Annotated in this window: 14 protein-coding genes; 5 read left to right on the top strand and 9 right to left on the bottom strand. The window is 37.5% G+C overall.

Annotation, left to right across the window (positions count from 1 at the left end):
• Window positions 1-48: 48 nt before the first annotated feature.
• From HX005_RS12920 to HX005_RS12930, 3 genes are all read right to left on the bottom strand, one after another.
• Window positions 49-924, bottom strand: a complete 876-nt coding sequence (locus tag HX005_RS12920; protein WP_286377659.1) for a lysophospholipid acyltransferase family protein — start codon at window positions 922-924, stop codon at window positions 49-51.
• A 258-nt stretch (window positions 925-1,182) separates the two neighbouring features.
• The gene (aspS, locus tag HX005_RS12925) at window positions 1,183-2,970 is read right to left on the bottom strand and encodes an aspartate--tRNA ligase (protein WP_286377660.1); all 1,788 of its coding nucleotides are present in this window, start codon (window positions 2,968-2,970) and stop codon (window positions 1,183-1,185) included.
• A gap of 179 nt (window positions 2,971-3,149) precedes the next feature.
• Complete coding sequence (locus tag HX005_RS12930) at window positions 3,150-3,926, bottom strand: DUF4184 family protein (protein ID WP_286377661.1); 777 nt, start codon at window positions 3,924-3,926, stop codon at window positions 3,150-3,152.
• 132 nt (window positions 3,927-4,058) lie between these two features.
• On the opposite strand from HX005_RS12930, the gene znuD reads away from it, so the two are divergent.
• Both znuD and HX005_RS12940 read left to right on the top strand, forming a co-directional pair.
• Window positions 4,059-6,185: a zinc piracy TonB-dependent receptor ZnuD gene (znuD, locus tag HX005_RS12935; RefSeq protein WP_286377662.1), complete on the top strand. Its 2,127-nt coding sequence runs from the start codon at window positions 4,059-4,061 to the stop codon at window positions 6,183-6,185.
• A gap of 84 nt (window positions 6,186-6,269) precedes the next feature.
• Window positions 6,270-7,733 (top strand): phospholipase D family protein, encoded by a 1,464-nt coding sequence (locus tag HX005_RS12940; RefSeq protein WP_286377663.1) that lies wholly within the window; start codon window positions 6,270-6,272, stop codon window positions 7,731-7,733.
• A 108-nt stretch (window positions 7,734-7,841) separates the two neighbouring features.
• Here the strand turns inward: HX005_RS12940 and HX005_RS12945 are convergent, their stop codons facing one another.
• Complete coding sequence (locus HX005_RS12945) at window positions 7,842-8,294, bottom strand: hypothetical protein (protein WP_286377664.1); 453 nt, start codon at window positions 8,292-8,294, stop codon at window positions 7,842-7,844.
• 176 nt (window positions 8,295-8,470) lie between these two features.
• Here HX005_RS12945 and HX005_RS12950 point away from each other — a divergent pair, with 176 nt between their 5' ends.
• Window positions 8,471-8,971: an RcnB family protein gene (locus tag HX005_RS12950; protein WP_286377665.1), complete on the top strand. Its 501-nt coding sequence runs from the start codon at window positions 8,471-8,473 to the stop codon at window positions 8,969-8,971.
• Between the two features lie 100 nt (window positions 8,972-9,071).
• On the opposite strand, the gene HX005_RS12955 is transcribed toward HX005_RS12950, so the two are convergent.
• Window positions 9,072-9,566, bottom strand: coding sequence for a phosphate-starvation-inducible protein PsiE (locus tag HX005_RS12955; RefSeq protein WP_286377666.1), 495 nt, complete (start codon window positions 9,564-9,566; stop codon window positions 9,072-9,074).
• A gap of 152 nt (window positions 9,567-9,718) precedes the next feature.
• Here HX005_RS12955 and HX005_RS12960 point away from each other — a divergent pair, with 152 nt between their 5' ends.
• Complete coding sequence (locus tag HX005_RS12960) at window positions 9,719-10,132, top strand: ADP-ribosylation/crystallin J1 (protein WP_107008065.1); 414 nt, start codon at window positions 9,719-9,721, stop codon at window positions 10,130-10,132.
• A 102-nt stretch (window positions 10,133-10,234) separates the two neighbouring features.
• On the opposite strand, the gene HX005_RS12965 is transcribed toward HX005_RS12960, so the two are convergent.
• The 4 genes from HX005_RS12965 to HX005_RS12980 all read right to left on the bottom strand — a co-directional run bounded on the left by HX005_RS12965 (window position 10,235) and on the right by HX005_RS12980 (window position 17,280).
• Window positions 10,235-12,016, bottom strand: a complete 1,782-nt coding sequence (locus tag HX005_RS12965) for an acyl-CoA dehydrogenase C-terminal domain-containing protein (RefSeq protein ID WP_286377667.1) — start codon at window positions 12,014-12,016, stop codon at window positions 10,235-10,237.
• A gap of 196 nt (window positions 12,017-12,212) precedes the next feature.
• Complete coding sequence (locus tag HX005_RS12970; RefSeq protein WP_286377668.1) at window positions 12,213-14,015, bottom strand: acyl-CoA dehydrogenase C-terminal domain-containing protein; 1,803 nt, start codon at window positions 14,013-14,015, stop codon at window positions 12,213-12,215.
• A gap of 388 nt (window positions 14,016-14,403) precedes the next feature.
• The gene (locus HX005_RS12975) at window positions 14,404-16,350 is read right to left on the bottom strand and encodes a hypothetical protein (RefSeq protein ID WP_286377669.1); all 1,947 of its coding nucleotides are present in this window, start codon (window positions 16,348-16,350) and stop codon (window positions 14,404-14,406) included.
• Between the two features lie 297 nt (window positions 16,351-16,647).
• Window positions 16,648-17,280 carry a hypothetical protein gene (locus HX005_RS12980; protein ID WP_286377670.1) on the bottom strand — a complete coding sequence of 211 codons (633 nt, stop codon included), beginning with the start codon at window positions 17,278-17,280 and terminating at the stop codon, window positions 16,648-16,650.
• Between the two features lie 138 nt (window positions 17,281-17,418).
• Here HX005_RS12980 and baeS point away from each other — a divergent pair, with 138 nt between their 5' ends.
• Window positions 17,419-19,077, top strand: a complete 1,659-nt coding sequence (baeS, locus tag HX005_RS12985) for a sensor histidine kinase efflux regulator BaeS (protein ID WP_286377710.1) — start codon at window positions 17,419-17,421, stop codon at window positions 19,075-19,077.
• Window positions 19,078-19,090 lie beyond the last annotated feature (13 nt).

Raw genomic sequence — 19,090 nt, forward strand, 5'->3', positions numbered from 1 at the left:
AAAGCATCTTCAATCATTTTTTTAATGTTTATGTTCTAAAATGCAAACTTAATGTGATTTTTGATAAATATTGCATTGGTTAGATAAGCGACGGAAACGTTTATATGACCAAATATATTGTTCAGGTGCTTGGTTAATCATCCTTTCCATTTCTGTATTAAGTGTATCTACAGAAAGTTGAAGATCTTTTGATGAAATTTCATTTGCAAGTGGTTGACAATGAACAGAATATTTTTGTGGTTGCTGCTCGTTACGAATGCAGCTTAAGCCTAAAACATTACACTGAGTTTTACTTGCTAATTTAGATACTAAGGTACTACTGAGTGCATGTTGCCCATAAAAATCTGAGAAAATTCCTCCAGATGGTTTTGGTACATGATCAGGTAATATAACGGTTAATCCACCTTGTTTGAGGTGTTTAAAAATGGCACGAATTCCACTTTCATCAGTAGGAACTAAAGTGGCGTTGGCTTTTTGACGGGCTTCGATCAAATAACGATTAATACCTTTATTTTTATTAGGCTTATACATAATCACTGGGGCTATGTATAAATTGAGCCAAGCATTGAGTAATTCCCAACAGCCAAAATGTGGAACAACAATAATGATCCCTTTTTTATTGTTCAATGCGTCGAGATAATGCTGTTCACCATGAATTTCACTTAATAAATTTAGGCTATAAGCTGGTGTAGACCCCCAACATTTAATAAATTCTAAGTAAGTCATACACTGACTTTTTAAACTTCTTTTGACTAAGTCATTGTGCTGTTTTTGTGTTAAATCTGGATATGCAATTTTTAGATTGATTGCAGTGATTCGTTTCATGGAACTATTGATGAGGTTGAGCCACCAAGCCACCCAGCTTGCAAAAAGTTGTAGGAAAGACAACGGAAGTAGGGCGATAATTTTTAAAATAAAATACATAAGTGACTCATCAAGCCTGCTAAAAGTTTATGCAGGAAAAAGGGAAAAAAGAGTCATAAATGAAACTTTGTTCAATATTTTGCATCATATCTGAAAAAGTATATAAAGTGACTGTTTAAAAGTTTCAAATCGAAAATAAAAATTAAAGAGAGTCAGTGATTTATTAAATTTAAGATTTATATCGGACAGTTGAGATCAGGTCATTTATCATTAAAAAAACCCTGCACCAAGGCAGGGTTTTATTACGTAAATAAAGAATTAAGCGTCTTTATTTTCAGCTTTTGGTTTTTCACGTAAGCGAATACCCAAATCACGCAATTGATTTGCTTCAACTGGTGCAGGTGCCTGAGTTAACGGACATTCAGCAGTTTTGGTTTTCGGGAATGCAATCACGTCACGGATTGAAGATGAACCAGTCATCAACATCACCAAACGGTCAAGACCAAATGCTAAACCACCATGCGGAGGTGCACCGAATTTCAATGCATTTAACAAGAAGCTGAATTTTTCTTCTGCTTCTTCTTCACCAATGCCAAGTGCTTCAAAGATTGCTTTTTGCATTTCAAGATTGAAGATACGTAGAGAACCACCGCCAACTTCAGTACCGTTTAGAACCATGTCATATGCTACTGAAAGAGCAGCACCAGGATTGTTCTTCACTTCTTCAACACTTGATTTTGGTAGTGTGAATGGGTGATGTACAGATGTCCATTTACCATCATCAGTTTCTTCAAACATTGGGAAATCAACAACCCAAAGTGGTGCCCACTCACAAGTTGCAAGTTTCATATCGTGACCAACTTTAATACGTAAAGCACCCATTGCATCATTTACAATTTTTGCTTTGTCCGCACCGAAGAATACGATGTCGCCATTTTCAGCACCAACACGTTTCAACAAATCAAGCACGATTGGCTCAATGAATTTAACGATTGGAGATTGAAGACCTTCGATACCTTTCTCAAGTTCGTTGACTTTGATATAAGCCAAGCCTTTCGCACCGTAAATACCCACGAATTTAGTATATTCGTCGATTTGGCTACGTGGTAATGCACCAGCACCTGGTACACGAAGTGCAACAATACGACCTTTAGGATCTTTTGCAGGACCAGCGAATACTTTGAATTCAACGTCTTGCATCATGTCTGCAACGTCAACCAGTTTCAAAGGAATACGCATATCTGGTTTGTCAGATGCATAGTCACGCATTGCGTCTGCATAAGTCATACGTGGGAATTTGTCGAATTCAACATTTAAAAGTTCTTTGAACATTTTAACAGTTAATTTTTCCATCAAATCCATGATGTCATCGTCACTCATGAACGATGTTTCAACGTCGATCTGGGTGAATTCTGGCTGACGGTCTGCACGTAAATCTTCGTCACGGAAACATTTAGCAATTTGGTAATAACGGTCAATACCACCCACCATCAACAATTGTTTGAATAATTGTGGTGATTGTGGAAGTGCATAGAAGCTACCGTTAGAAACACGACTTGGCACTAAATAGTCACGTGCACCTTCAGGGGTTGCACGTGTTAAAACAGGAGTTTCAACGTCTAAGAAACCATTTTCTTCGAAATAGTTACGAATCAGGTTAGTCAGTTTAGAACGGAAACGTAAACGATCAATCATTTCTGGACGACGGATGTCGAGGAAACGATATTTCAAACGAATTTCTTCAGAAATATTTGAGTTTTCATCATTTAATGGGAATGGCGGTGTTTCAGATGCAGCAAGAACTTCAATTTCTTTACCTAAAACTTCGATTTGACCGCTGACCATATTGGCATTTTCTGTGCCTTCATAGCGACGACGTACACGACCTACAATCTTTAATACGAATTCAGAACGTGCTTTGTCTGCTGTTGCAAATGCTTCAGGCGTATCTGGATCGATTACAACCTGAACAAGACCGTCACGGTCACGCATATCTAGGAAAATGACACCACCGTGGTCACGACGACGATGTACCCAACCGCATAGTGTAACGGTTTGGTCAATTTGAGCTTCGGTTAAAGAACCGCAGTAATGAGTTCGCATCATAGCGTTAGAAATCCAACTATATGGGTTAAGTTCAGCGAATACGTAAACAGCGCACCGCTTTTATTCGAATGTAGGATTATGCCTCTTTGGGCATTGAGTCACAAGGACTTACAGTAAAAACTACCACATTGCCTGATCAATTTAAGCGGATACAAGTGAATTTTTAATGACTAAATAGATTATTCATGCACTGAATCAAAATATTTTCGATATTTAAAATAGTGGAATAAAACACAACCTAAGGTAAAACAAACCATTGCACCTTGAGTAAATGCTTTCATAAAAAAGCCAATAAATATATAAAGATCTGTTTGTTGTGGTACAAAACCCATCTTTTTTGCAAAATAAATGTAATAAGCACAGCCACTAAAGAACGAAATAAAAGCCAAAAGAAAGCAAAATTTTTGGAGCTTAGCATTTGGTTTTTTATTTATACGGTATTTTGAAAAGTAATGCAGACCCATCCAAAATAAAAATGGTAAAGCGACAATTGAACAGCCGATTTGTAAGACGCGATGCATTGGATAAGTCTGATGGAAAATATGAATGGGTTGAGCAAGAAAATTTTGAAAAGCAAAGGTTCTAAAATCTAAATGTGTCAGTCCATCCCAAATAATATGGGTTGAAGTACCGATTAAAATCGCGATGACCATCCAAATGAAAAATTTTATAAATGATGAAAATGAATGAATATTAAGCGGTTTATCAATCGCTAAATATTGAAAAATCATTGGGCGATAAAGGCAATACCATAAGAAACAAAATAATAAACCAACAAACAAATCTGGATAGATTAAGCCTTTAAATTGATGATTAAGATGAATTTCAGTTTTGACTAAAACACGATACAGGTCAGGTGTCATCGTTCCAATTGCAAGTGCAGCAATGGGTAAACGATTGCCCGATAATTTTGCCAGTGGAGGTGCTAAAACTGCATGAGAAAGTGTAAAAGGCATATCAAAACAATGGAATATAAAATCCTGTGAGTCTAACGATTTTTTATAAAAGTAATGTTTTTTATTGCAAATTAAATGAAATGTTATAATATAACAATTATTTTGAAAGTATAATGCTTTGCGAGCAATCACATGTCTTTTTCTAAACATATTTTAGCACTTTCTATTTTAACTACATTTTCATCTATGAGTTGGGCTGAAGATCAACAGGTAGATTCAAAGCCAACGGATAAGATCAATGAAGACGGAGTTCAACAATTAGATGCCGTAACTTGGACAGCACATCCTTTAGAACAAAGTACACAAGATTTTGGTGTTGCCGATCAAACGATTTCACGTGAAAAATTACAGCAGGGAGGAACAACTTTAGGAGAAGCACTCAAATCTGAGTTAGGTGTATATTCTAGTAGTTTTGGTGCGGGTTCGAGTCGACCTGTGATTCGTGGACAAGAAGGCGCACGAGTAAAAGTCACACAAAATGCAACTGAAAACATGGATGTATCCAGTTTGTCACCAGACCATACCGTCACTGTAGACCCACAACTGGCTGAAAAAATAGAAGTGATTCGTGGACCATCAACTTTACTTTATGGTGCAGGCTCTGTCGGTGGTTTAGTCAATGTTGTTGACTCTAAAATTGCGACAAAAATGCCCAAAGAGGGTTATGCAGGGGATGTTGGAGTACGTTATAACTCAGGTAACGATGAAAAGTTAGCACATGCAGGGGTGACAGTCGGCTTAGGCTCAAATGTCGCTTTACGTGTTGAAGGTTTAAAGCGTGAAGCGAATGATTATATTACACCCAATTATATCGTCACCGAAGATCATGATGATCATACACACAGCACGAAAGAGCGTCGTGTTGGCAATACATTCTCTGAATCAGAGAATATCAATGTAGGTTTATCTTGGATTGGTGAACGAGGTTTTGCAGGCGTGTCTTATAGCAATCGCCAAGATCAATATGGTTTACCGGGTCATAGTCACGAGTATGAATCATGCCATCCACATGGTGATCATTTACATTGTGGTGGACATGATGATCATGATCATGAAGATGAATCTGCACATGAACATGAAGGACATGATCATGATCACTCAGGTGCGGGTCCATGGATTGATTTAAAAACAGAACGTTATGATTTTCGTTCAGAGTTAAAAGACCCATTTGCAGGTTTTAAAAAATTACGTGCTCAAGCGAGTTATACAGATTATCAACATGATGAAATTGAAGGTGATGAAGCAATGACTACTTTCAAGAGTAAAGGTTACGAAGGGCGTGTTGAGTTAGTCCATAACCCAATTGCACAGTGGGAAGGTGTATGGGGAGTACAAGCCAGTCAGCAAAAACTTGATATTTCAGGTGAAGAAGCGATTTTTGCACCCAATAAAACTCAAAAATATAGTCTATTTGGTTTAGAATATCGTCAGTTTGGTGATGTGCATTTAGAGTTGGGCACACGTTTGGATCATCAAAAAATAGAGATTGATTCAACTCAAAAAGACTTTGATGGCAATGCTTTTTCTGTTTCAGGTGCAGCAAATTGGGAATTTAAGCCAGATTACACATTATCTTTATCGGCATCACATCAACAGCGTTTGCCTTCTGCGCAAGAGTTATATTCAAATGGTGGGCATTTTGCGACCAATACGTATGAGTTAGGCAATGAAAATTTAGATAAAGAAAAGTCAAATAATGTTGAACTTGGGCTGCATTATGAGGGTGATCAGCTTAGTTATCATGTTCATCTGTATCATAACTGGTTCGATAATTACATTTATGCACGTACACTTGATCGTTATGAAAATTTCCGTCTTATTCAATATAGCCAAGATGAAGCGAAGTTTTATGGCACTGAAGCAGAAGTGGCTTATCAGTGGAATAATATCTATAAAACAACGATTTTTGGTGATTATGTACGTGGCAAAATTGACAATGAAAATGCGCCTCGTGTGCCTGCAGGTCGTTTAGGAACACGTGTAAATGCAACTTTTGACGAAAACTGGTCAGGCTCTGCTGAATATTCACATGTGTTTAATCAAGATAAGTTTGCCGCTTATGAGCAAGAAAGCAGTGGATACAATATGGTTAATGTTGGGGTTGCTTATCAGCATCCATTTGCCAATAAACAAGTTGCCAAAGTGTACTTCAATGCCAATAATTTGCTAGATGAAGAAATTTATGAACATAGTTCATTCTTGGCGAATATTCCACAAATTGGGCGTAATTTTGTGATTGGTGTAGATTATAAGTTTTAGTTGAATTGCTTTTATTCACCAAACCCTTATTGAAAAATAAAGAGATTAGACCTAGGCTGAATACATTAGTCTAGGTTTTTTCTTATGCGTATTTTCAATAAAATTCACAGTAAGCTGAATTGGTCAAAGCGTCGTTATTTCAGCATTATTTTAGGTGTATTGGCTTTAGGATATTTATCTTCAGCGATTTATCATACCTATAAACCTGTCGTAAAAGGTTTAGATTTTACTGGAACACTGCGTCATGCCAATGTGAAATTTATTGCAGATGAAACCTATATCGATGCACAGGGTAAACAACAGCTTGATCAGCATATTTTTGATCAAGTTTTGGCTTTGATTAAGCAAGCAAAAACGACCATTGTGATTGATATGTTTTTATTTAATCAAGAATTAGGTGATTCAAAAGCTCAACATCGTCAATTAACTGAACAATTAACTCAAGCATTGATTAACCAGAAAGTCGTTAATCCAACCTTAGAGATTAAATTTATCACAGATCCGATTAATTCTGTTTACGGCGGTATAGTACCTGAGCAGTATCGAAAATTACGTCAGGGCGGAATTGAGGTGATTGAAACGAATCTTACGCCACTACGGGCTTCAAATCCGACATGGTCTGGTTTTTGGTATTTATGCTGTCAAGATATAGGCAATAACCCTGAGAAAGGTTGGCTCAATAATCCATTTGGTCAAGAAAAAATTACGCTTCGTAGCTATCTAAACTTATTTAACTTTAAAGCAAATCATCGTAAAACCATTGTAGTTGATACTGATGAGGGTTGGAAAACCATTGTCACTTCAGCAAATCCGCATGATGGTAGCTCGCGTCATTCAAATGTTGCACTCATGGTTGATGGTGCGACAGCAACCGATATTTTAAAAACTGAACAAGTTGTTGCACATTTGTCAGGTGGTGATGCTCCTTTTGTGATTGTAGGTAAACTGCCTGAAAGTCCAGTCAATCCACAAGTACAAGTGCTGACTGAAAAAGCAATTTATGATGCAGTTTTAAAGATGCTAGAAACAGCAAAAGCCAATGACCAGATTGATTTGGCAATGTTTTACTTATCTGAACGTCAAATTATTACAGAACTTATTGCAGCAAAAGATCGTGGCGTAAAGTTACGCATTTTACTTGATCCGAACAAAGACGCGTTTGGTCGTCAGAAAAATGGTATTCCAAATCGTCAAGTGGCTTCTGAGCTCAATGATGCTGGCGTAGAAGTACGCTGGTGTAATACGCAAGGTGAGCAGTGTCATAGCAAAATGATCATCAAACGTAATGCGCAATCTGCCGAATTGATATTAGGTTCTGCTAATTTTACTGCACGAAATCTGAAAAACTATAATCTGGAAACCGATCTACGTGTTGTTGGTCATCCGCAACAGCAAGTTTTTCTTGATGCAACACAGTATTTTAATACAGCTTGGTCGAACTTAAATGGTCGCAATATGAGTGTGAATTATTCTAAATATGCTGATGAATCTAAACTGAAATATGGCGTATATCGTTTTATGGAATGGAGTGGTTTATCGACGTTTTAATCATTTTTTCTTGCAAATTCAAAAGATTTGCTCAGGATTTTGCTTTTCTATAAGCAGTGAAAACAATCGTCACCTTCTCCTTTTGGGAGAAGGTTGCAGTTTAGATCATTAAGGTTGTGGATTTGGCGGTACGATTTTATCCAAATCTTTATCCGTCATTTTGTCTAACTCTTTAATATCTGTTTTGATTTTCCACTGACTTTCATCTTCGATAGGTTGTGGCAAACGCGCTTCTAACCAGTCACAGATGACATCAGGTGGAAAGTCAGCATGATTACACTGAATCACCCAAGCTAGAAATTGTTTTGCTTCACCATTCATATAAGGTGGAGGAGAAACAGGTAAAAACTGAGTTGGGAGACGCTCATTTTTAGAAATATAATTTAAAACGTGCCCAAGTTCTTGTACAGTTTGCCAAGCAAGTGGATGATCAATATTAATCTGAAACTTAAACCACCATGCAGATTTTCCATCTGTACCATAACTGTCTATAAATGCTTCTTGTACACTTGGTACTTTACAAAAAAATTGATGTAAACGGTCAAAACTCAGTTCAGCCACAACATAGCATCCATCAGATTTAAAAATAATATCTTAGCAGATTGTGTGATCAATAGACCTTATGATGTATTGAAAAGCCATCAATAGCGTTTAAAATTGCTTATAAAATATCCATTATTTATCTTTAATTTGGCTTTAAAATATAAAAAACTTTTGAACGTATCCATGAGGTCATGATGAATAGATTAGCTTTAGTACTCTCTCTGATGGTGACCACATTATCAACAATGACGTGGGCAGGAGCACAAGATTGGTCAAACTATCGTATGAAAGAGCGTCATCAACATCAGATTCCAACGCAAACGTATCAATACACTGACCAAAATGGTTTAACTCAAAGCAAACAGATTCCCATTCGACCACCACAAAATCATGGGCAATGGGGAAATTCTTATCCAAATTATCCGCATTACCCACATCAAAGCTATCCAAATCAGCCTTATCCTGTTTACCCACAACAAAATGGTGTAACGATTATTTATCAACAGCAATTTCCAACCCAGACGCAGTATTCGGGCAGCAGTTATGGTTATGTTAATGGTGAGGGTGGGCGAATAGAAAGTTCACAATATATGCTGATCAGTGATTGGCGCCGTTATGGTTTGCCTGATCCTCAGGTTGGTATGCATTGGATCTATGAAAATGGGCGTTATATTCAAACCCCTAATGATCGCTAGATGAATGGATAGCGACCCTCAATATAATTTCCTCTCCTTGATTTAAGGAGAGGGTGAGGTGGTTGTGGGTAGCATGATGGATTGCTGAAGTGGTTTGTTTCTAAGCCAGTTCATCATCCTCTGGGCGTGGCGTTTTGCCATGCGGTACAGGGTGATCGTGCTGTTTTTCCCGAATCACCGAAGGAAATTTCCATGAAGCAAAACGCACAATTAAAATGGAAATCGCTAAAATTAAAATAGAACCTGTAATAATAATTTGGTCTATATCCGCTTTATGGTCATGTTGAATGTCTGAAATCAGTAGCCGAGTCAGTGCCGTAATGGCAATATAAATCAGAAAGCGTACAGGCATATGATTGGTTTTAAAGTAAATTCCAACCATTGCACCGAGTTCCAAATAAATGAATAATAATAAAATATCATCAATGCTGGCATATTGTTTGACAGTTAAAATTTCTACAATGGTATGTACCGCAGACCATGCAATCATACAACCAATAATAAAAAGTGCTAAATAATGAAAGGCTTCAACAGCAAGATTGCCAAATTTGTCGAGGATTTTTTCAATTTTCTCTATACGCGGGTCTTTGTTCAAGTCGTCCTCCATTGCCTAAGCTTTAAGTTATTTAAAACCATGCAAATTTCATGCACATGAAAGCCAGTTGAGAAGCAAATAAAATTTTGAAAATATTAATCTGTCATTTAAGATCAATACAAAGATCAATTTTGATAAAAATAAGGACAAATATGTATTTATATCGCCCAGTTGGATTATTTGAATATCGTTTAATTGAAAGTACAAATTTTCGAGCATTTCCACCACGTTTGTATTGGCAACCCATTTTTTATCCTGTACTCAATCAAAAGTATGCTGAAAAGATTGCATTAGATTGGAATACCAAAGATCAAGCGAGTGGTTACATTGGTTATGTCACACGTTTTGAGTTGGCAGATGAGTATTTGGCTCAATTTGAAGTACATACTGTAGGCGATGATTTTTGTCAGGAGATGTGGATACCTGCGGAACGTTTGGATGAGTTTAATCAGCAAATCATGGGTAAAATTGAAGTTGTAAATATTTTTAAAGGTGAGGCTTTTACTGAAAATGCCGAATTACCTGAGATATTTAAAACCAGTCCAGACGGCTCTAAAGAGTATTAATCAAAAATGTACTTACCAACGGACTTTAAATAAAAAACACCCCCAACTTTTACAAATTGAGGGTATTTTCAAAGTCTAAAACCTATTTAAAAGGTTTTGAACTTAAGCCTGATTGGTAAAGTAATCTTCGCTAAAGCCCATAATCACTTCTGCACCAGATTTGATTTTAGCAATACGTGAGCTTAGGTCAGGCAGCACACGTTGAATGAAGTAATGTGTCAATGCCAATTTGTCTTGGTAGAATTGACCTTCTTTCGCTGATGCCGCTTTGGCAATACGTGCAAACATATAAGTAAAGCTGAGCAAACCAACTGCATGTAAGTAATCAACCGCTACAGCATTGGAAAAATCAGCATGTTCCTTAGCACGTTCAAGAATACGCTGTGTCACCACTTCAATTTCAGTTGCAACGTCTAAAGTTGCATCTTTAATGAAGTTTAAGTCCGAATCCAAGTCATTGGCAAAATCACGAATTTCAGCAATGTATTCTGCAATAAATGCACCATTGCATTTAATTGTTTTACGACCAATTAAATCCTGAGATTGAACGCCGTTGGTTCCTTCGTAAATTTGTGCAATACGCAAGTCACGAACACATTGTTCCATACCCCATTCACGGATAAAGCCATGACCACCAAAGACCATTTGTGCATCAATGGCAGCATCAAAAGCAGTATCAGTTAAATAGGCTTTAGCAATTGGAGTTAGTAATGCAACACGGTTATTTGCAGCTGCTACAGCTTCTGCATCTGTAGAGAATTTCGTGATGTCGAGCTGTTGACCCACATAAACCGCAAATGCACGAGATGCTTCGTTATTCGCACGCGCATTGAGCAACATACGACGCACATCACCATGAACAAGGATGCTGTCCGCAGGTTTGTTTGGAGACTGAACGCCTTGTGCGCTACGACCTTGTAAACGGTCAGTCGCATATTGCGCAGCATTTTGGTAAGCGTATTCAGAAGCACCTAGACCTTGGATCCCCATTGACAAACGTTCGTAGTTCATCATCACGAACATTGCAGCTAAACCTTCGTTTTCTTTACCTACGAGATAGCCTTTAGCACCATCAAAGTTCATTACGCAAGTAGCAGATGCTTTGATCCCCATTTTGTGTTCAATTGAGCCTGCACCTACAGCATTGCGTTCGCCAAGTGAGCCATCTGCATTGACAATAAATTTCGGTACGATGAATAGCGAAATACCACGTGAGCCTGCAGGCGCATTTGGTGTTTTTGCTAAAACAAGGTGAATAATATTTTCAGAAAGGTCGTGATCACCACCTGTAATGAAGATTTTTGTACCTGTAATGTTGTATGTACCATCTGTATTTGGTTCAGCTTTGGTTTTGATAATCCCTAAGTCTGTACCTGCATGCGGTTCAGTCAAACACATAGTACCTGACCATTCACCTGCGTACATTTTCGGTAAATACGTTTCTTTTTGCTCTTGTGATGCATAGCTGTTTAATGCCATACCTGCACCAATAGACAGAAGTGGGTAGAGCATGAATGATGGGTTTGTTGCGAAAAGCATTTCATCAGAAAGTACAGTCAGCATTTTCGGCATCGCCTGACCGCCCCATTCTTCGTCAGCACCTAAACCAATCCAACCGCCTTCAGCATATTGTTGGAATGCTTCTTTAAAGCCAGCAGGTGTAGACACAGTGCCATTATTATAGCTTGCACCTTCTTCATCACCTGTGCGGTTTAAGGGAAGGGTGACATTTTGTGCAAACTTCGCCATTTCTTCTAAAATTGCTTCAGCTGTTGCAGCATCAACATGAGCAAGTTTTTCATTGGCTTGCCAGAATTGCTCTGCATTAAATACGTCATTTAAAATGAATTTCATATCCGCAAGTGGCGCATTATAAATTGGCATGTTCGTTCACCTGTTTTTTGTTTGAATCTGTTGACCTAAATCAGTATAAGCAACGATTTTCAATGTTGTTAGACGACTTAAGTAAGTTAAATTACGGTCTATTTATAAAGAAAAAGGACGGTTAAAGCTATGACCGTCCTTTCTGTATTTCTGCACTCAAGAGTACAGTTTTTTAATATCTGTTAGATATTTAGCATCAGAATGCGAAGTGTTCAGCATCTAAAGCCATTAATGGATCTAAGCCACCTGCGATAACGTCAACATGTGAGCGTACACGTGGTAAAATTTTCTTAAAGTAGAACTGTGCAGTGGTAATTTTTGCTTTATAGAAGTCAGCATCATTTGTACCTGCTGCCAAAGTTTCTTGTGCAACTAGTGCCATACGCGCCCATAAGAATGCCAGTGTGATATAACCTGAGAAATAGAGGTAATCAACAGCCGCAGCACCCACTTCATCTGGGTTTTGCATCGCTTTCATACCAATTTGCATGGTTAAATCACCCCACTCTTTGTTCAGAGCAGCAAGTGGTTCTAAGAACTCTTTTAACTCAGCATTGTCTTTATTTGCTTCGATAAATTTATGGATGATCTTAGTGAAGTCTTTCAACATTGCACCTTGAGTACCTAAAACTTTACGACCAAGTAAATCAAGTGCTTGAATTTCAGTTGTACCTTCATATAAGCAAGAGATACGTGTATCACGTACAATTTGCTCCATACCATGTTCAGAAATAAAGCCGTGACCACCAAAGACTTGTACGCCATGTTTTGCAGATTCTGAACCTGTTTCAGTTAAGAATGCTTTTGCAATAGGTGTTAATAAAGACAAGATATTGTCAGCAAATTTACGTTCTTCTTCAGTAACACCTTGCTCAACAACATCAGCGTATTGAGATAAGAAATAAACTAAAGCACGACCACCTTCAGCAAATGCTTTTTGCGTCATGAGCATATTGCGTACAGCAGGATGCACAATGATTGGATCTGCTTCTTTTTCAGGTGCTTTAGGACCAGAAAGTGAACGCATTGCTAAGCGATCTTTTGCATAAGCAAGTGCGCCTTGGAAAGAAGATTCAGATGCAGTCAAACCTTGAACAGCAGTACCAATACGCGCAGTGTTCATAAATGTGAACATGCAATGTAAGCCTTTGTTTTCAGGTCCAATCAGGAAGCCTTTTGCATTATCAAAGTTGATCACACACGTTGAGTTACCATGAATCCCCATTTTGTGTTCAATTGAACCACAACGTACACCATTACGATCTGCAATAGAGCCATCTGCATTCACATTGAATTTAGGCACGATAAACAACGAAATACCTTTGGTGCCTTTTGGCGCGCCTGGCAGACGTGCAAGAACAATATGAATAATGTTCTCAGCCATGTCATGCTCACCCGCTGAGATAAAGATCTTCTCACCCGAGATTGCGAAGCTGCCATCGGCTTGTGGTTCAGCTTTAGAACGGATAATACCTAAGTCAGAACCTGCATGAGATTCTGTTAAACACATGGTACCTGTCCATTCACCTGAAACCAGTTTTGGTAAATAAATTTCTTTTTGCTCAGCAGAACCGTGATGCTCAATGGTACGTACTGCACCATGAGAAAGACCAGGATACATACCCCATGCCCAGTTTGCAGAACCCACCATTTCAGAGATAACCGTACCTAATGAGCCAGGTAAACCTTGACCGCCATGTTCTTCTGGTACAGAAAGCGATGGGAAACCGAGTTCAATATATTTTTGATACGCTTCTTTGAAACCTGTTGGTGTTGTTACAACGCCATCATTCCATGTACAACCTTCACGGTCACCCACTTGATTGAGTGGAGAAAGTTCATTTTCACAAAAGTCAGCCGCAGCCTCTAAATATTGATCAACCAACTCACGGCTTACGGTTTCAGAAAATGCAGGGAGTTTAGCGTAGTGTTCTTCGACATTTAATAATTCATGTAAAACGAATTGCATATCACGTAAGGGCGCTTTGTATTGTGGCATATCGGTTTCCTCAATACTGGTTAAACCAGATTTATAATCCTAATAAATACGATGCGTGTCTTCATCGACACATAGTTGTTATGTACATCGTGCAACAACTTATAATAACGTACAAGTATTTCTGTGTGATTTCTCTGTGACTGTAAAGTCAAAGAAAAATAGTGTCAATATTGTAAGTGCTTTGAGTGTAAACAGTTTTATAGTGAAAATAAGGTAACAAATAGTCAAAATCGTAAAAAGATATTTCTAGTCATGATTTTGTCAGGATGACAAATCACACAATATAAAAGTAACGCTATTTGCTCAAAGAAATTTTTAAAATAGAAAAAAGCGAGCCTGTTTTAGTGAAATAAAACCAACTCGCTCACAATCTTTCAATCAAGCAAAATTATTTTTTAATATTTTTCATAATTTGTTGAAGCGCGGAAATATCTTCAAAAATAATGGTGGCTTGAGTGTCTGTCTTTTTAATTGTGGTTGCTGTTTTTAATGGGATCACCGTATAAGTTGAACCACCTTGATTATTTTTTACATAATTTCCTAAAGATGCATAAATTTGTGTAAATGGATAAGTGGTCGTTTGTTGTGTGTACCAATTATATTTTTCTTTCATCATGGTTTTTGGTGCATCGAACACAATATCTTGTTGTGGCAGATTAGATAAAGTCATTTGCCCTTGTGAGTTTAGTGTTTGGAAATAAATTTTTCCAAATTGATCTAAGCCTCTAAAATCTCCATTCACTTTGACTTTTAGACTTAATACTGTTTGGATCAAACCAATTTCTTTAACCCCAACACCTAAATCCATAAATTTCTTTAAGGTATTTTGATTAATTGTAAATTTAGCATCGGCATTTGAAGGATGGGTGAGTTTCAAAATAGCAATTTTTTCTGCATTTGAGAGTGAACTAATGTTATCTAAAAGTGTAGACAGTTCAGCTTTGGTAAAGCTTTTGGGTGCGGCAATATAGACTTGTGTAGGTACATTGCGAGTGATTGGAAGTTTCTCCAACATTTCAATGTGAACTTTACCGCAAGTATTTGGGGCTTTATAACCACGCCCAACCAATCTATTCTGATATTTAACTTGAAAGTTGATTGCTCTATCTTGTGGCATATTTAATAGATATGTGAATTCACCTGAATTTTGTATATATATAGTTTGATATTTTCCAAACCCTTCAACATCTACATCCATAGTCAAATAAGGATCAACGTGAAAATCTTGGCTATATTGGAGGGGAAGCTCAGCACACATTTGGTTATAGTACCAATCTAAATTCCAATACGATAAATGTGAAACTTGGTAGCTCACATCAAAATTACCTTGCGCATTTTGTTTAAACTTGCCCACAAGTTCTTGTTGCCATAGACCTGTTGTTTCACTATGACTCCACACAGGAATCGTATCACCATCTTTGACGGGTAAGTTGGTTTCAGGGTTGAGTAGCCCCGCAGGTGTTTGAATCGTCATGGTACCTTGACCATTACTGAGTAAATGAGCTTTACGTCCTTGCGCGTCTGTAATATCGACTGCCATTAAACCTGCTGTGACAAAATATCCTTGTTGTAATCGCCATTGATTATTTTCAAATACTTTGACCTGATCTGGATTTAGACCACCAGGGAAGACGGCTCCAATATTCTCAGTTTTTGGACTAAAGTAACCAATACTGACTTTTAAATCACCTATAAGTGCTTGTCCTTTTTCATCTTTTAAAATGGTGTTAGCAGCTAAGCTAAAACTCGCAGCCGCACCTTTTGAAGCGACATCAGTTGTTTTTGCAGTAAGTTGAATATCTTTGAGTAATTTACCTGAAGTATCTGTTTTAACATCTTTTTGTAATGCAACAGCAATACCCGCAGGTGGGGCAGCCTTGCTGACTAGACTGATTTTTTGTAGGCTGATTGGATGACCTGTATAAATGATATCTGTGCTTGTTGTGAAGTAGCCATCCGCAGAAATGATCACTCTGAGTTTGACAGGTTTATTGCTTGATGCACTTTTTGCCGCATCGGCTGTGAGATAGATGTAAGCATAACCATTTTGAATGTTCTGCTGCGTAGGATCTTCATAGACATTGCTTTGGGCAATATCATCCTCTGCATGAAGTGAGATTTTTTCTTGAACGATTTGACCTGTTTTCGCATCTCTAAATTCTAGTGGGATAGCAACACGCCCTTGATTTAAATCTGCTGTGACGATGGTTTCCTCTGGCATTGGAGGTAAAACTTTATCAATAATGGCGTCAATAATATCGTCTGTACCTCCACAGGCAACCAAAGTTGTTGCACATAAAATAGAGCAGGTGACAGTACTGAATTTAAATTTCATATCTTTTCCCCTAAATTGATATCCATATTTTTAATATGATGAAAAATTAAAAATCATCTTTATTTTTAATGAATTAGAAATGAAATCGATCAGGTAAAATAGATGATGCTCTAAATTAACTTGAGATGAATGATTTCATTTTTCACTTTGAATATTAAGGAAAATATTGATGAATACTATTCCTCAAATGAGGACTAAACTTGTTGAATTTTAAAATATAAGACAGCAATGGCTGAAATATAGATGTAAAAAAATCGCTCCGAAAAGCGATTTTGATATAGAAAAATACTTAAAAAATTATGAAACTTTTAGGTCATTGGTAGGAACCAAAGGTTGCATTGGTTGAGTTTGTTTTTGTGCTTGGAATTTAACAACACATGTGCCATTTACAGTCTTATCGCCTAATTTCACTTGAATGGCTTGACCATTGTTTTGACCTACACATGCTTTTTGCATGGTTTCCCATTGCGCTTGTCGTTCAGCACGTTTTTGTTCACGTTGCTGTTGAAGCTGAGCACGTTGCTCTTCAGTCATTTGTTGCATATGGCGTTCACCTTGATGATGCCCATGCATCATACGACCTTGATCGTGTCGAGCATCACGCATTTCGTTCATGGCTTTACGATCAATTTTAAAAACCATATTGCATGAGCCATCCAGTGTTTTTTCACCTGCTTTAATCTGTACTGCTTGTCCTAAAGCTTTACCATCACATGCTTTTTGAATTTGTGCATGCATAGCTTTGCGCTCTTCGCGCATTTGTTTCATTTGTGCGCGTTGTTCAGGTGTCATTTGGCGACCATGCTGATGATGTCCCATCATACGAGCATCATGATCATGTTTAGGAGTATTTGTAGATTGACAAGCAGTCAATGCTGTCATACTCAAAATACTTGCGGTTACAAGTACAATTTTAGAGGTTGCTTTCATTGAGGCTGCTCCAATAACAAGTTTCAAATATTATCAATGCTTAAAGATTAAATAATAATGATGTAGAAACAATGGAGAGTATTTTGAGTCCCTGTTGGTTACAATACAAAACAGAGAAGAAAATGTGTGAGCCTCATTTTGAATATACGCCGAGTTCCTATTGCGTTACGTCTATTTTTGACCGTTTTGCTCACGACTTTATTGATTACGACGGTCAGTTTAGGTGTACTTCATTGGACGATGCAAAAAAACTTTGCTAAATATGTTGCCGATGTCGAAATGCAAAAACTCGATTATTTAATCGATAACTTAGCTGATGTCTATGGTTTATATCATGATTGGGGCAATGCAGTTCAGGCTCAAATTTTGCAAATTGAGGGTGATGCAGCGCCTGATGATTATGATAAATTGTCACGTTGGTGGTTAAGACGTCAATATGATATTGCGTTGCAACAACGTTATTTTAAAGAGCATACGCTAGTCAATCAAATTGCACACGATACAGCAACCAACCAAAATAAGATTGATCCTGTTGAGTTGCAAATCTTACAAGAAAATTTACCTTCGCAGTTTCAACCTTTTGAGGGTTTAAAATTTCCATTAAGTGCAAATCAAAACTTTTTTAAACCGCCTGAAAAAAATAATAAAAGCCAGACTTCAGTGTCTACATTGAAGCAAGATGGCAAAAAACGTTTTATTTCTATGCCAGATCGTTTGGGTTTAAGTTCACGTTTATCTTTGTATGATGCAAAACATCAATTTATTTTAGGTGAGCCTTCAGAAGATCCAGTGTCATATCGCCCAGTGATTGTAAAGAACAAGGTGGTGGGTTATTTGGGTTTAAAACCTGTTTTAGATCAAGATGATGCATTAAGTATTAATTTTTTTAGTAATCAAAAACGTTATTTGGTACTGATTTATATTTTGACTTTGATCAGTAGTTTGGTTGCAGCATTATTATTGGCAACGTATTTTAAAAAGCCAATTCAACGCTTGCTAAATGCAACTCGTGAGTTAACAAAAGGTAATTATCAGCATCAAGTGATTGTAAATCGTAATGATGAATTGGGAGATTTGTCTAATGAAATTAATCAATTAGCGATTATTCTTGATCAGCATGAAACCTCACGTCGCCAATGGGTCGCAGATACTTCACATGAGCTAAAAACGCCATTGGCTGTGTTACAAGCTCAAATTGAGGCTATGCAGGATGGGATTCGTAAACCAACGCCTGAACATTTTGCATCTATGCTACGTCAAGTCACAAGTTTGAAAAAACTGACGCAAGACTTGGCAGATTTGGCACAAGCCGAAGCACAGCAATTGAAATGTTATTTTGCTGAAGTTGATCCTTGGTCAATGGTCGTGCAGGAAGTAGAAAATTTTAAACCTAAATTTGAACAGGCAGATCTATCCGTAGAAGTTCAAGGTGATGGTGCGAAATTACAATTAGACATAGACCGCTTTAAACAAATTATGGTCAACTTACTAGGGAATAGTATTCGTTATACTGAAGCAGGTGGTAAAGTCCACATACATACTGTACAAGATGCACAATCTTGGACAATTTATGTCGATGATAGTCCATTTGGTTTAACAGATGAGCAGCTAGAAAAGTTGGGTGAGCGTTTCTATCGAGTGGATGATTCACGTACACGTAGTACAGGTGGCACAGGTTTAGGTTTAGCATTGTCAGGTAAAATTGCACAAGCTTTAGGTGGTGAGCTTACATTTGACCATTCTCCTTTAGGCGGTTTACGTTGTAAATTGACTTTCCCGAAACAAACAAAGCATTAAGAAGGAAAAAGAC

This window comes from Acinetobacter sp. R933-2 (genome assembly GCF_030325485.1).
Classification (GTDB): Bacteria; Pseudomonadota; Gammaproteobacteria; order Pseudomonadales; family Moraxellaceae; genus Acinetobacter; species Acinetobacter sichuanensis.